This window comes from Bacillus sp. AFS041924, assembly GCF_002577195.1.
Lineage (GTDB): Bacteria > Bacillota > Bacilli > Bacillales > Bacillaceae_G > Gottfriedia.
Genome location: NZ_NULG01000137.1, coordinates 1 through 15,074, shown reverse-complemented (window position 1 = coordinate 15,074; position 15,074 = coordinate 1). Strand labels below are relative to the sequence as shown.

The 15,074-nt window shown below is 30.9% G+C and carries 20 protein-coding genes; all 20 read left to right on the top strand.

What is annotated here, in order from left to right; all coding sequences use genetic code 11:
• The first annotated feature begins 194 nt into the window (after nucleotides 1-194).
• The 20 genes from COC46_RS20960 (at nucleotide 195) to COC46_RS22015 (ending at nucleotide 15,031) form a co-directional block, all read left to right on the top strand.
• A complete protein-coding gene (locus COC46_RS20960; protein WP_098811829.1) occupies nucleotides 195-548 on the top strand; it encodes a hypothetical protein in 354 nt (117 codons plus the stop codon).
• 190 nt (nucleotides 549-738) lie between these two features.
• A complete protein-coding gene (locus tag COC46_RS20955) occupies nucleotides 739-1,110 on the top strand; it encodes a hypothetical protein (protein WP_098811828.1) in 372 nt (123 codons plus the stop codon).
• A 134-nt stretch (nucleotides 1,111-1,244) separates the two neighbouring features.
• Nucleotides 1,245-1,655 (top strand): hypothetical protein, encoded by a 411-nt coding sequence (locus COC46_RS20950; RefSeq protein ID WP_098811827.1) that lies wholly within the window; start codon nucleotides 1,245-1,247, stop codon nucleotides 1,653-1,655.
• A 93-nt stretch (nucleotides 1,656-1,748) separates the two neighbouring features.
• Nucleotides 1,749-2,450: a DUF2711 family protein gene (locus COC46_RS20945; protein WP_098811826.1), complete on the top strand. Its 702-nt coding sequence runs from the start codon at nucleotides 1,749-1,751 to the stop codon at nucleotides 2,448-2,450.
• 146 nt (nucleotides 2,451-2,596) lie between these two features.
• Entirely contained in the window at nucleotides 2,597-2,818 is a 222-nt protein-coding gene (locus COC46_RS20940) for a hypothetical protein (RefSeq protein ID WP_098811825.1), read from the top strand.
• A 185-nt stretch (nucleotides 2,819-3,003) separates the two neighbouring features.
• Entirely contained in the window at nucleotides 3,004-3,546 is a 543-nt protein-coding gene (locus COC46_RS20935) for a hypothetical protein (RefSeq protein WP_098811824.1), read from the top strand.
• Nucleotides 3,547-3,733: 187 nt separating this feature from the next.
• The gene (locus COC46_RS20930; RefSeq protein ID WP_098811823.1) at nucleotides 3,734-4,036 is read left to right on the top strand and encodes a hypothetical protein; all 303 of its coding nucleotides are present in this window, start codon (nucleotides 3,734-3,736) and stop codon (nucleotides 4,034-4,036) included.
• 250 nt (nucleotides 4,037-4,286) lie between these two features.
• A complete protein-coding gene (locus COC46_RS20925; protein WP_255294991.1) occupies nucleotides 4,287-4,799 on the top strand; it encodes a group-specific protein in 513 nt (170 codons plus the stop codon).
• Nucleotides 4,800-5,174: 375 nt separating this feature from the next.
• Nucleotides 5,175-5,906, top strand: a complete 732-nt coding sequence (locus COC46_RS20920) for a class I SAM-dependent methyltransferase (protein ID WP_098811821.1) — start codon at nucleotides 5,175-5,177, stop codon at nucleotides 5,904-5,906.
• A 184-nt stretch (nucleotides 5,907-6,090) separates the two neighbouring features.
• The gene (locus COC46_RS20910; RefSeq protein WP_098811819.1) at nucleotides 6,091-6,378 is read left to right on the top strand and encodes a hypothetical protein; all 288 of its coding nucleotides are present in this window, start codon (nucleotides 6,091-6,093) and stop codon (nucleotides 6,376-6,378) included.
• A 55-nt stretch (nucleotides 6,379-6,433) separates the two neighbouring features.
• The gene (locus tag COC46_RS20905) at nucleotides 6,434-6,748 is read left to right on the top strand and encodes a hypothetical protein (RefSeq protein WP_098811818.1); all 315 of its coding nucleotides are present in this window, start codon (nucleotides 6,434-6,436) and stop codon (nucleotides 6,746-6,748) included.
• Between the two features lie 217 nt (nucleotides 6,749-6,965).
• Nucleotides 6,966-7,463 (top strand): NUDIX domain-containing protein, encoded by a 498-nt coding sequence (locus COC46_RS20900; RefSeq protein ID WP_098811817.1) that lies wholly within the window; start codon nucleotides 6,966-6,968, stop codon nucleotides 7,461-7,463.
• 114 nt (nucleotides 7,464-7,577) lie between these two features.
• On the top strand, nucleotides 7,578-7,829 hold the full coding sequence (locus COC46_RS20895) for a hypothetical protein (RefSeq protein ID WP_098811816.1): 252 nt from the start codon (nucleotides 7,578-7,580) through the stop codon (nucleotides 7,827-7,829).
• A gap of 150 nt (nucleotides 7,830-7,979) precedes the next feature.
• Entirely contained in the window at nucleotides 7,980-8,387 is a 408-nt protein-coding gene (locus tag COC46_RS20890) for a DUF3888 domain-containing protein (RefSeq protein ID WP_098811815.1), read from the top strand.
• A gap of 628 nt (nucleotides 8,388-9,015) precedes the next feature.
• Complete coding sequence (locus COC46_RS20885; protein WP_098811814.1) at nucleotides 9,016-11,523, top strand: DNRLRE domain-containing protein; 2,508 nt, start codon at nucleotides 9,016-9,018, stop codon at nucleotides 11,521-11,523.
• A gap of 23 nt (nucleotides 11,524-11,546) precedes the next feature.
• A complete protein-coding gene (locus tag COC46_RS20880; RefSeq protein WP_098811813.1) occupies nucleotides 11,547-11,831 on the top strand; it encodes a hypothetical protein in 285 nt (94 codons plus the stop codon).
• A gap of 29 nt (nucleotides 11,832-11,860) precedes the next feature.
• A complete protein-coding gene (locus COC46_RS20875; protein WP_098811812.1) occupies nucleotides 11,861-12,418 on the top strand; it encodes a hypothetical protein in 558 nt (185 codons plus the stop codon).
• A gap of 59 nt (nucleotides 12,419-12,477) precedes the next feature.
• Nucleotides 12,478-12,807, top strand: coding sequence for a hypothetical protein (locus tag COC46_RS20870; protein ID WP_098811811.1), 330 nt, complete (start codon nucleotides 12,478-12,480; stop codon nucleotides 12,805-12,807).
• A gap of 536 nt (nucleotides 12,808-13,343) precedes the next feature.
• Nucleotides 13,344-13,997: a reverse transcriptase domain-containing protein gene (locus COC46_RS20865; RefSeq protein WP_176545242.1), complete on the top strand. Its 654-nt coding sequence runs from the start codon at nucleotides 13,344-13,346 to the stop codon at nucleotides 13,995-13,997.
• A 116-nt stretch (nucleotides 13,998-14,113) separates the two neighbouring features.
• Nucleotides 14,114-15,031, top strand: a complete 918-nt coding sequence (locus tag COC46_RS22015; protein ID WP_255294992.1) for a site-specific integrase — start codon at nucleotides 14,114-14,116, stop codon at nucleotides 15,029-15,031.
• The last annotated feature ends 43 nt before the right edge of the window (nucleotides 15,032-15,074 follow it).

Below are 15,074 nucleotides of genomic sequence, written 5' to 3'. Positions count from 1 at the left end.
AACCCTTACCTATCTGTATGCATAAGAAAAAGTAGTATTTATTTTGAAAAGTGACTTCCTTTTACACAGAAAATATTTTCATAGTACACAAAAAATAACCCAATTGACGATTACTGACACATAATAGATAATTGTCTTATCAACATTTTAGTTATAAATAACAGATTGAAAATAAGGAATAAAAAGGAGTAATTATGAATCGGTATGAAAGGATTGAATTAATAATTATTGGAATTGTTTTTATGATTTTTTATACAATTATAAAAATGAAAATTTCGATTAGCATCGGGTTAGTTTTACTGGTTCTGTTTCTTGTTTTCTTATTCTACACACAACATTTGATTAAAAAGAAAATGAAAGAACACGGTTTGAATCGTGGGTTTACTTCAAAATGGTATTTTATTGTAATCTGCTTCACATTTATTTTTCTTTATAATGGGCTATTAAATATCGCATTTTTTGAACGCTCATTTTTAAAAGGTTCATCAACACTACTTTTTGGAGGGATAGGGGCTTTAATTGGTTCATTTGTGAACTTTAAAAAATAAAAGACAATCTTATTCAAGTAACTGATGCATTAGTTGAAGAACACGAGTTGCTTATATGCGGCTTTTTTTATTCAACAAAATGGCAGTTTAGTTGAATAAGAATTAATTAAATAACTTTGAGAGTGTTAATGATGGGATTATCATTTCAGTTCAATAAATTACATATAATGGAAAATGAAGGAGATGGATTATGAGAAAAATTTACTTGTTGTTTTCATTTACCTTATTAATGTTAGTTGGTTGTTCAAATGATTCCCTTCATTTTAAAGGTGAAAGCACAAATTGGATTGGCACCTACAAATCGACAATAGATGGGGATAAAGAAGATGGAGCTTATATAATAAAGTACAAGAGGGAAAATCCAGAAAAAATAAAAGTTTTAAATATCGTTATTAATGGGGGAGAAATCGACTTTAATGGTGATGGGAAGGCACTAGACCAACACAAAGAAATATCTTTACCCAATAGATGTACAGATTGTTTAACAACTAGAAATGATAAAAAAATGAAAATTGACATAAAGTGGGACGCTAAAGAGGAAACTATTACGTTAAAAAAATGATTAATTTCTCACAGGTAATTAAAAACCATATATTCCTTATTCAACTAACGCATGCATTAGTTGAATAACGATGATGATCCGTTAACCATTTTATTGAATGGACTCAAATGTACGTTTAGAAAGAAGTGATTGAATTGAGTTTAGCAAGTTATATTGGTACAAATGTACAAATACCACTCTCTGTTGAGGATTCAGATGACTTAGTAGTAATTGGAGATTGCTTTTCAATTAAATATAATCGTCAAGATGTAAAGAAATATCAATTCAATACACCATATATTTATGAAGTATCTAGCCATTGGGGTATTGAGATTTCGGAAGATATTAACGAAAGGATATGTAATGAATCAAAAAAGAAGTTAATTGAACTATGTAAAATCATGGACATGTATCTTGAAAAAGGTGATTTTTTTGAATTGTATAGCTGTTGGATTGGTGAAGAAGCAGACAAGAGGGAAGGCGATTTAACTCTTGAACTTAATAACTTTGATATTAATTTAGTTAGATTACCAGAGAAGACATTAGTAAGGTTTGTTAAAAGCTAATTAAATTCCTTATGTAACTAACGCATTTAGTTTAATAAGGAAGTTAAATATGATTTAAGTTGGAATACATAATGATTAAGGCAGGTGAAATTAATGGATGAAACAAGGATGTTACCAGAACCACATAGATATTCAGTATGTGCTCCAGCTGATATGTCTATTAAGGAGTTTTACAAAGGAGTATTTGAAGAAGTTTTTATTTTTTATCACCCTTTTATTAAGCCAATATCAATAGATTATGATGTATTTAATCCTGAAACGTACCCAAGTAAAAATGATATTGAAAAAAATTGTGAAATGGTAACTTGGAAGCAATTCTTAAATATTTCTGGAATCGAAAGTTACAAACATTTAGACATAGGACTAAGAACACTAATATCAGGTTTAAGAGATAAATATCAAAATGAAGAAACAGCAGAAGTAATTCAAAAAGTTTGCGAGAATCATAAGATAATTACTCCAACGGAAGGCTTCTTCCCAGAGTTTCTAATGAATTCAATCCTCAGTGTTATAAAAAATGAAGGGCATGATTGGATCTGGGTTGGAGATGAATTTTGTACTGAACGTAAATTAGAATATATTGAAGACTTAACAAAAGATAGTAATGCATTTCGAAATGAACATTTAAATCTTTTTACCCATGATAGCAAAATCTTGATAACTACACATTGGGATAGCCACTTTTCAATGCTATGTTCGAATAGAAGTACTATTGATAAAATCGTTAAATTTTGTAGTTTAGAGGGATTTTATTGCGATGATCATACAGAAATATATTGGAGTCTATTCAACTAACGCATGCGTTAGTTCAACAAGGTCACGAGTCGCATGTGTGACTTTTTTTTATAGCGCCAACGGGCAGATTAGTTTAACAATGTATTAAAATATACTCTCGAGGTAATGTATTAAAAGGAACATTCTTATAGGTTGAGGTGAGTAATATGGATTGGCTAAGGGTAGCTTGTGGTGTAATCGCTATTTGTTTATGGATGATAATACTTTTACAAACATCTAGGTTCAAGAAAGAATTTAAAGAAGCAATCAATGATGATAGGAGTATATCAGAGAATTTTGCAAGAAAATGGGATGAGAAATTATCAAGAGAACTTATTTTAGGTATTGTGGCATTTATTTTCACTTTAGCAGCTATATTGCTATTTTAGGATTACAGGCTTATCTTTAATTAGGGAACTTCCTTATTTAACTAACGCATGCTTTAGTTGAAGATCACAAGCTGCTTAATTGCAGTTTTTTTATTGAAGTAAATGGCTGGATTTATTTCTGCTTAGACTAAAATAAGCAGGAAATTTTAAAAAGAAAACTGAATTTGAAAAAGGAGGAGGATGTTATGAAAAAAGATCTATTCGTAAAATTTTTAGGTGTGATTTTGATTTTTATAATATTAGTGACTTGGTTTTATCCTTATTCATTTTTTAGTTTTAACAAGTCTATTACCTATGATGAAGACAATCTTGTTATTAAAGATTATCTTAAGGAAATAGATGATTTCAAAAAATATTATAATTCTCAAACCAAAGAGGATCTGACAAATAACCGTACTCAATTTATTCTACAAATGTACGAACAAGATTGGTTAATTAGTAAAAAACCAATAAAGATAAAATATCAAGATCTTGATAAGATTTTGCTTGAAGTGAAAGAATCAAGACAGATTATGATGGATTTAGCATTTCAAGAAACATATTCCAAAGATTCAAAAGAATTTTTAAAATATGCTATTGAAAGTTGTATAACAATCGAAAATAGTATTGAAGAATTAAAACACTCCAAATATCATTCTAGAAAAACTATAAATCGTCAATTTAGGAATATTCATAGAAGTATCATTGGTAATTTTGATCTCTTTGTTACATTTTATACAAGACGTTAAATAAGCAATAAGCGTCAGATTTTGCAGATTACATAAATTAAAATCAATTAATGAAAATGAGCTGTTATTTTCTACAAAACTTATGTAACTAAAGCTAACATTAGTATTACAACATATAGGAGCTCATTGATCAAAAAACCAATAAGGTATATTTGTTAATAATTTTCAGGTGATGGAAGGTGAGTAAATGCTTAGATGCGCATGGTGCATGAAAAAAAATAGTAATAACAAGCAAGTATTTGCGTTAAGTGTTAAATTTGTTGAAGGTGAAGATTATTCCGAAAGTAAAGGGAAAATAATTCAAATAGGGCTCCGAACTCGAAACACAAGTGTTCCAATGATTGTAGCAGGGAATGAGTCTGAAGCCAAGTTAGAAGGAACTGATGGTATATTTGCTTTATGTAGTGAAAATTGCTACAAGAAAATGAAAGAAACCTTATCTCAGGAATTAGAAGTAATTAAAGAATTTAAAGACATTTCTCTTCAATAGAACAGCCTTGGGGAAGAAGGTTTAAATTACATAACTGTTTGGTTAGTTTCTTATGCAACTAAAGCATGCATTAGTTCAACAATATGATCGACTATTAAGTCGGTCTTATTTTTATTGTTCTGGCAATATAGTCCAATAAGAAGGACTAAACTAAATGAAACTAGAATTATGAAAAAGTACGAACAAAGGGGGAGATTTTATTAAATACGTTTATCATATGGTTCCAAGAAATATGAGTGGAGAAACACTTATGTCCTTAAATATAATAAAGGTTATGGATTCAGAACTATATAAACAGTATGCAAAAAAGTACTATGACCACCCTGAACGACCAAAACTTTTGGAAAAAGAAATTCCAAAATTGAATTGTCTGTGGAATGATGTTATTCATTTATTACCTTTACATCCAAATCTTGTCTATGATGCCCTTAGAATTGTTGGTGTTAAAGTAAAAACGGATTTAATGTTTTATAAGATCCCGACTAAAAACTTAGTAAATAATAAGAATGTGGTTTATTTATGCAGTAAAGAAAATTATATAGGACCTGCTGCAAAAATAAATAGCGAAGATGTTCATTTTATAGATATAGAGGAATATGAAGAAATGACTGAGCTTCCAATAGATACCCGAAATTACTATGAGGAAGAAAATATGAAAGGCAATAAGTTTGGGATGTTTCAATTTATTCCTCACATTTTAAGTTTAGGAGAAGTAAGTGTATTAAATGCAGAGGTAATAAATTGGAGTGAGAGCTACAAGTAATCATTATTTTTGCTTATTGAACTAACGGACGCGTTAGTTGTACAAGATCATTAGTCGCATAAGCTGTTGAACAAGGAATTGTTATTTTTTGTAGAAATTTTTCTTGACCTTCTCTATTTGATTTTATAAACTTACTAAGGGAATATTTCGACTAATTAAAAAATTAGTTTTGAAGGGAGAGGAAAATAAATGAAAGCATTCAATTATTCTTTAGTGTTCGATTGGACTTTTTATTTATTTTTTGCTCCATTTAATTTTTTAAAAGAACTAAAGGTTATATAACCTTTAGTTCTTTTTTTTGTAATCATTTAATTAAAGGAAGGTTTTAATGAATTAATCAACATACATATGTAGAATCGAAAAGGAGATGTTTTTATGGAATTTAGAGGTGCAAGTGTGTATGATCATAATGATTTTTTTTCAACGTATATGAAACGAAGAAATCGAAAAGATAGTCCAAATAATGCCATCGAAGGTCCAATTATGAATGAATTAATTTCTGATTTTCGAGAAAAAAACATCTTAGATTTAGGTTGCGGTGATGCATCTTTTGGTAAAGAGCTTTTACAGCTAGGTGCAAAGAGTTACACAGGAGTTGAAGGATCAAAACAAATGGCTGATGTTGCACGTTCTAATTTAGCAGGACATAATGGAACGATTCATTTCGAAACAATGGAAGATTATAAATATCCCATTGATACATATGGCCTTGTTACTTCTCGTTTTGCTTTTCATTATGTATCAGATATAGACATACTGTTTCAAAATATTTATCGAACACTAAAAGAAAATGGAAGATTTGTATTCAGTATTCAACATCCACTAACGACTGCTTCTTTTGCAAGTAAACAATTTGGTGATAAACGAGGAAATTGGGTTGTAGATGATTACTTCTTAGAAGGAGAAAGAAAAGAACCCTGGATTGATCAAACTGTCGTTAAGTATCATCGTACAATTGAACAGTATTTTACTAAACTAAGACAAGCTGGTTTTAAGGTGTTAGACTTACGTGAAGGTACACCAATACGAGAGAATTTTAGTAGTGAAGAAGAGTTTTCCAGAAGACAAAGAATCCCCGTAGTGTTAGTTTTCTCATGTGTGAAATAAATGATAGTCTTCTTCAACTAACTGGCGCAATAGTTGAACAACAAGATCGGCTGTTTAGTCGATTTTTTTATTCAACAAAATGGCAGATTAGTTGGATAAGGAAGTTCGATATATATGGTAAAATATTTTTATTCTTAGATGTTAGACTGGGGAATTATACGCTAATAAAAAAAGGAAGTTATAAATGAAAAATGTAATAGAATCATTCTTAGAAGATGAGATTTCCCACCAAGAGTTTTATGATGGAATTATTGATTTTATCGACTCTTACAACATTAGATGTGGAGAATACGAATGCAACACCTTTGTTATAAAAAAGATGGACCATTTAAATTTTATTATTTTTCAAGAGTATGTACTACAAGATGGACATAGGACTATCCATGAATCATTTACTATTTTTAAAGATAATTTAATTAGTACAATTAATAAATTTGCAAAAAAACAAGGATTTCAAATAAGAGATTCTTAACCAACTACCCAGTGCAATAGTTTAATAAGAGTTTTAAAGAGTAAAGGAGAGTATAATGGCTTTAGATGCTAAAGTTTATTTTAAAGATAATAGGCTTAAAGGTTTCAAGATAGAAGAGCATATTCACGAAGAAATATTTGAAAAAAACACTGTGTGGAAATCGTATAAACAACTTTCTAAGATAAGTGATTATTATCTTTACGGTTTGAAGATGAATAAAAACGATTTTTTACAATTTATTGAAGAATGGGAAGAATACTCTAAATGGATATCAGAACCACTTAAAATTGAATATGAAAAAGTATTGATGGAATTAAAAGGTATATTTAATTCAAGTGAAATAAATTACGTGAAATTCTTGGGAGATTGATGAATTTGTTTAATCACGCTTATTCAACTAACGCTCAGCAATAGTTGAACAACCTTTAAGCTGCTTCGGTAGCTTTTTCTTATTCAAGTAAATGGCAGATTAGTTGAACAAGGACTAAGAAAATGAATGGATAAATAAACTATTAATAAAGTGAATGAGGGGGCAAACGAAGAACCTTTTTATATTGAAGATAATGACCACAAAGTGAGGATTAATAATGAATTGGGAAGAATCGTATATTGGGAAGCTTAGAAATCTTGTAGGTAATCAAAAGTTAATAGTTCCTTCAATTAGGGCAATTATTGAAGACCAGAAAGGAAACATCCTCTTTATTGAGAGAAAAGGTAAGGGTGGATGGAGTATGCCTGCTGGTTCTATCGAATTAGGTGAATCAATTTTTGAGTGTTTAGTTCGAGAAGTAAAAGAAGAAACAGGTTTAGAGGTGCTTTCTGCAAAAGTGATTGCTATCTATTCTAATCCAAAATATGGTCAGAAGAATAAGTTTGGTGATGAGTACCAATTATTTGAATTCTTGTTCTTAGTTGATGAATGGAAGGGTTCTTTGATTAAAAATACTGAAGAAACAAATGATGCAAAATTTTTTAAATTAGATGAAATACCTCAAAACACTAATGAATTCTGGACATTATTTCATAAGGAAGTAATTAAAGACTATAAACAATTCAAAAACAATGAGAAATTAATATTAAAGTAATAGAATTAGTTGAGAAACCAAATATAAGGTGTACCTTTATTTTGTGCCAATTCTTATATAACTGATGCTTTAGTTAGATAGCAAGTCCACATTTAGGGATAAGAGGATAAAAGAATGAGTAAATTTTCTATAAAAATAGTAATTGAAAACAAAGAATATATTCTTGAAGAAGATAAAGAGTACATATTCGAATTTAAACCTGGTTATGAATTAGGAAATTCAAATAATCCATTTACAAAGGTTATAATGATGAATGTAGCATTTGAAGGTGCCAATGGAGAACAATGCTTTTTTGTTATTCACGAAGAATCAAATGAGGATTATCTAATTGGCAATGATGAACTATTATCAATCACATATATTTAAACCCTTATGTAACTAACGCATGCTTTAGTTGAAGTTCACGAGTTGCTTGTAGCTCGTTTTTTTATTGAAATAAATGGCAGGATTTCAATAAGAATGCAAGTTCTTCATTTGGAGAAAATACCTACCAAAAAGTGAAAGTAGGTAATAAATTTGAGAAAAATCATTTTGATTAGCTGTCTTTTTACTTTTATTACTTTATCTCCTGTTCAAGCTGAAACTGATAATTCACGTTATGAAATGATGCTTGAAGATATAATTTATACATTTTTATCCCCATTGGAATCAAAAGCAATTAAAGATTATTTTGGAGAGCCATACCTTTCTTTTTTTTGTAAGGTTGTAGAGGTTAAGACGAAGCCTGAACAAGAATACAGATATGAAATAACCTATCAATTTATCACATATGAAAGGGCAATAATGCCTCCATACCACCTGTTTACTTTGAAGGTTGAAAACAAATCTCGAACAGACTGGATTATTAAAGGTGTAAATGTAAGAAAAATAGCCGAGAATGAAGATTACACAAAGATATGTAGAAAACCTATGATTATACTGTAATCAAAAAAAGTAGGTTTCGATAAAATCTTTGTTTCTTGTTCAACTAACTGGCGCATTACTTCAATAGGAAGTAATGCTTTTTAATTGAATATGAATGTTATTGAGACAAGTTTTAAGAGGTGATTGAAAGTGCAAAAACCTGTTACTTTTAGTGACGCTTTTAGAGAGGACACATAAAATTACTTGTTTACTGATTTCTTAAAAAAAAATAAGGTAAATTAAAATATTGTAATAATATTTTAATAGAATTATAATAAATAAGGTTTTGCTGATTATTCTAAGTGAGGTGAAAGTTTAAATAGTTTGTAAAAATCTAAATAATCCAACAAGGTGATGCTCAATATATTTCAACTGACCCAAAAAAAGATACTATTAATCTGGAAAATGGTGAAATTCCAGAAGAAAGAACTGAAAATACTAAAGTTTTTTATAATGGTAATGGCTTATATACAAAAAAGATATACTTCGAACCAATTCATATAAAAGAAAATGGTAAATTCGAAGATATATCTGCTGATTTAACACCTGATAAACTAGATTCTGATTTAATTGAAACAGAAAATACAAAGTTAAAATCTAATTTTCTATTTAAAATGGAAAATATGCTACTTTTGAATATAAAAATCATTTGTTAGAATTCTCAATTTTAGAAGCTTCAGGGGATGGAATTGAATCTATTCCAGTAAATGATTCTGAAGCAACTTATAAAACAGAGGATAATCAAATTTTTTACAAAGAGATTTTCCCTCAAATAGAATTAAGAAATTTCACTTTCAATCAAAATTCTAAAGAAGATATCATTTTAAATAGTTATGAAGGATATCATCAATTTACATTCCAAATTAAGACAGATTTAGCAGCTATCAAATCAGAGAATAAATCTATTTCATTTGTTGATAGTAATGAGAAAGAAGTCTTTAACTTACCAGCCCCGTTAATGACTGATTCTAATTATGATGAACACTTAGGTGAGGGAGTATCTTCGACCGAAGTAACATATTCCTTAGAAAAGATTGACGGAGGCTATAAGTTAGTTGTCAATGCCGATCCAAACTGGTTAAAAGATCCAGCACGAAAATATCCAGTTTTCATTGATCCAACAACTTCAATTTCAATTTCAACTGACACATATGTTTCTAACTTGGAACCGACAAAAAATTATGAGGACCCTGCGAACAAATGGTCTGAAACATTAGGTGAATACGTATTACCAGTTGGTTATTATGGAACAACAACCGGAACGAATTATGCTTTACTAAAGAACCCAATTGCAAGCATAAAAGGTCTAAACATAACTGGTGCTACGTTTTATGCATTTGTCACTCATCATTACTATGCAAGTCCAACACCGAATGGGATATGGTTAGATCGTAATGATACAGATTTTAGTCCAAATTCGGTTACTTGGAACACTAAGCCTAATTCTACCAATATTGCATCAGATAGTGTAGGAATTAACCAGTGGGCAGCTTTTGACGTCACATCGACTGTTAGTGGATGGGCAGATGGCTCAATTCCTAATTACGGCTTTAAATTACATACTAATGGAAATGGTCAAACATATTGGAAGAAAATTGTTTCTTCTGCGAATGCAACCAATAAACCATATCTTTCTGTAAATTATTCAATACCTACTCCTGAAGAAAAAGCATATAGTTATGGAGATGGGACTGGATATGTTGATTTAAGCTGGAATGCAGTACCAGATGCAATTGGATATACTGTTTGGGTTTATAACGGTAAAGAATACGAAAGTTTCGATGCAGGTAACAAAACAACTTGGTCAACAAAAGGTAGAAAAATTTGGCCAACAACTTCTGGAGCATATAGTTTGAACCATTATGGAGGATCAATTTTAGGTTACTCTGAAATACCTATTGATCCGTCTCAAGTTTATAGAAATTCTGGTGGAAGCTATCCTACTTCTACGCATTATTGGTTTAGAATTTCAGTTAAATATAATGGTGCTGAAAGTAATATGTCGGAAGCGGCAGTACCGACTATTCCTAGTATAAAAGTACCGCCTTCGCCAACAGGTAATATTTATAGTAATGTATATGCTGGTAATGATGGATATGTTGAATTAAACTGGAATCCTATTGCAGGCGCATCTGGATACAAAGTTTGGTTGTTCAATGGTAAAGCGTATGAAGCATTTGATGTAAAGAATAGCACAACATGGTCAACAAAAGGTAAAGGGATTTGGCCAACAGCAACGGAAATAGCAAATGCATCTCCTGTAAATAATATATTCCATACAGATGGACAAGGAACAGATTTACCAAAACAGCCGTATAAACTATATGAAAAAATGGGTACTGCTTATGCAACTAGTAACAATTTTTACTTCCGACTAAGTGCATATGACGGTAATGGAGAAACTGTTTATTCATCAAATTATTTCTCACAAGCAATGCCTAATGAAATAAAGCCAATTGGGACAATAACTCCTCCAACGGGTACTATACATGACATAGACAGTGAAACTGGTTACATTGATTTAGCATGGACACCAGTAACTGGAGCTACGAGCTATAAAGTGTTAATCTTTAATGGGAAAGATTACCAAGAATTTGATGCTGGCAATAATACGACTTGGACTTCACATCAAAAAGGTATTTGGCCAACCGCAGATGAAATTTCTACTGGAAGATATTCATTGCACAATGATAGTTTAGGTACAGAGTTAGATAAAAATCCAGTAAACGTCTATGAAAATGCAGATTCATCTTTTAATATAAACAAATATCTTTTTAGAATAAAAGCCTATAATAATAATGGAAGTACATTATCAGATACGATAGAACTTGATTTTATCAACCATAATGAACCTACCATTAATGATGAAGCTGAGTTACAAGCTTTGGAAGATGAAGTAATAACACCTGAGTATTTAGAGAGCATAAAAGATGGAGCAGAACCTGAAGTCCCTCAAGAACCACAACCTAGAGCTGGAACTGCTGCTAGAATTGTTATGAAATTAATACAAATCGCCTGGAAAGGTGTAAAAAATTATAATAAGATTACAGAGGCTATTGTAGAAGATAAAATAGAAAATTATTATGGTTTCTCCAGTACTAGATACAGAAATCTTAAAACCATAGATGTTCAAGATACTAAAAAAATGTCGTCTTAGAACATGGTACACAAAAATGGGGTATGGAACATATTTTATCTAAACATCATCCTAGATATTGGACTGGCTTAGGAAGAGGTAGTACAAACACTTTTTTTGAACCCGCTTTTAATTTTACAGATATTGAGAATGTAATTATTACTGTAGTAAATTACAAAGAGAATGAAAATAAACTAATAAAGAATTGGAATGATAAAGTAACACTTGATGGTTATTACATGAGTAAACCTTATAGAGTAGTAATTACAAATGGCTCAGTTACAACTGCTTATCCACTTGGATGGAATTATGGGATTACAGAAGATTAAACTAATTTGAAAGAATGAGGAAAATTAGAATGTTCTCAATTGAAACTTTTGTAGCTAGGCCAAAACAATTTATAGAAGAAAAATTGTCATATTATTCTGAGAAGCATTTTGCAAATAATCCAGAAATTTGTTATACAAATCTTAAGAATAAGGATATTGTATTAAATTTATATAAACAAGGTAATGTAGAACCAGATTATATGCACATATGTATCTATATAAAATATCAAGATAAAGTCATATTAGGATATGATATGAATGGTTTAAATTTATGGGAAGATATAACTAATTCATTAAAAAGTCTATTAGATGATTCACCAGATAAAGTATATTTTGGTATAGAACCTATCTATATTAACTTAAAAGAGTTGGGGAAAAATCTTTTGAAATTTGAGGTAATAGAGGAAATTTCCAATCAACCTTTTTATTCTAATACTTTAAATCGAGACGAATTTATAAAACATCTAGTTAAAGGCGGAGTTGAATACTATTCAACTTTATTAGAATATAATTTTCCAAATAAAAATAAAATAGATGATCAAATAAAGAAATTAAAAGAGTTGGAAATAAAACTTTTAGTTATTTAGTCCTGTTATTCCCCTTAAATAATTATGAGGAGTAATTATTTAAGAATGAAAATTTCTTTTTGAGATTTATTTTTTTTCGTTTTAAGTGCACTCTCTTATTTTTAGGAGAGTGTTTTGTTGTTATAAAACAAAATAATATATACGTATCGTTTCCAATCGAATTAAACGAAAACGCTCATAAGGGTAATGAATATAAAATCGAGGTTAAAGGCAACAAATTAGATATTCAGCCTGGAGAAGAATATACATTAAATGTAATAATGCCGATGGAAGGCATAGATAAATCAGTGTTGGCATTGGATACTCCAAGCTATGAATTAAAAGAATATTTAGAAAAAGTAGATAATAAACATCTTTTTAGCATCGGTGGTGCTTTAATAAATAAGTAAAACACTTTTCAAACTAACGGATGCGTGTGCGGCCGAGCCTAGGTCGTATCATATAACGGGTGGGATTCCCGTCGAGTAAGAACTAGCCATTCACTCGTAGCGAGTCTTGGAGGGCTAAAGGTAACTTTAGTCTTTAAGCGTAGACAGATAGGTTGCGGGCCGAAAGCCAAATGGTTGAAGGGATTGAGCTTCGAAATGTTAGTAAAACGAGAGGGCTGATGCCATATGCATAGCAGAAAGCAACATTTTACCTTTCATTAAAGGCAAGAAAGGTAAAACCTCTCCGGAGTCAGAGACCTTGGCACGTAACACATTGATATGATACGGCAACTCGGGAGACCCAACCGGTCTTTTCTTTTTTTTAGAAGAGTATGGCGTACAAGCGATAAAAAGTAAGGAAGCCAAATGCCGATGTTGGGAGTCGGATAGTAGCATATTACCTATGAAGTTGGGTAATGCCGATGGAGGAAAGGCTACTACCAGTTTATCACCCTTAATAGGGACACATTTACTACACACAGAGGTAGGTATAACAAATGGAAACAAAACTACTAAGGATAGCAGAATTAGCAAAATCTGATCCTAAAATGCAATTTACATCTCTTACACATTTATTAGATAAGCAATCACTAGTTCAATGTCACATTGAATTACCAAGTAAGAAAGCAACTGGGATAAATGGCACAACTAAAGAACAATACGGTACTAATCTCGATGAAAATATAGAGGATTTAATAAGGAGACTTAAAAGCAAAAGCTATCGTCCTGTTCCAGTTAGGAGAATGTATATTCCGAAGCTCAATTCGAAAAAGAAAAGACCTTTAGGTATACCGGAACATGAAGATAAGATTGTTCAAAAAGGTGTTACGAAAATATTAAACTCCATCTATGAAATTGACTTCTTGGACTGTTCCTTTGGATTTCGCCCAAATCGTAGTTGCCACGATGCTTTGAAAATACTGAACTTCTACATAGAAAAGAGGTCAGTAAATTATGTCGTCGATGTAGATATAAAAGGATTCTTTGACAATGTTGACCACAAATGGATGATGGAATTTTTAAAACTTCGAATCGCAGACCCAAGCTTACTAAGAATAATCGGTAGGTTTCTAAAAGGTGGATATATGGAAGAAGGAAAGAAATACAAAACAGATAATGGTACACCGCAAGGAGGATTATGCAAAGCTTAGCATAATCCTCCTTATGCAAAGAAAGCTATTATGCGAAGTAATCTTCAAAATCAGCATAAATTCAATATTTTTTTGAAATTTACTTTGCATAATGTCCAAGATGTTAATTAGAGTTGATGCTCAAAATTATCATTACTGATTTTGCATCGAAAACACCTATGGTTCAGGCAAGAAAACAGACCTGTATTCCATCTGTATGGACAGAGGATGAATTGAAAAAACTAATCGCTGCCATTGACAGAGGGAGTCCAAAGGGCAAAAGGGATTATGCGATTATTCTAATGGCATGTTGCCTTGGATTGCGGTGTACAGATATTAAAAATCTAAAAATGGAGAACTTCCATTGGGAAGATAAGAAGCTTGTATTTTATCAATCAAAAACGAGACAACTTTTAACACTACCCTTAACGCCGGAGGTGGGCTGGGCAGTAATTGATTATCTTAAATACGGTCGCCCTAAAATAAACAGTCCCTATTTATTTGTAAAACACATAGCGCCATTTGGTCCCTTTTCAGAAGGAGATCATTTAAATCAGTTAATTAAAAGGTACATGGAATTAGCACACATTTCTTCTTTAAAAAAAAGAAGAGGAATGCATTCTCTTAGGCACACTCTAGCTAGCATGCTTCTTGAAAAGGATACACCGCTTTCCACCATTTCAGATATTCTTGGCCATGTAGATACTGACACAACAGCAGTTTATCTAAAGGTAGACATCAAAAAGCTGAAGGAATGTTCCCTTGATTTTGAAGAGGTACTTAATTTAAGTGCACCCTCACATCAAGAGTGTGCGGAATCTTATTTAGTCTATTTAGCGAAAAAAATTATTGATAATGAAAATAATGCAATTGATTTTGCGTATGAGATGTATAAAACTGTACGTGAACATTTCATTGATGAGGAATTATCTGTGTGGTATGAAATTAGTGAGATGATTGATGATTATCGGTATGGTGATAATATCGGAAAAATAACAAAAGAAGTTTTAGTTACTAAAATTGTTGAAGAGGCTAAGAAACATATAAATTTGTAATTTGTTGTACAACTAAATGGCAGTTATATATAGTATCATGCAA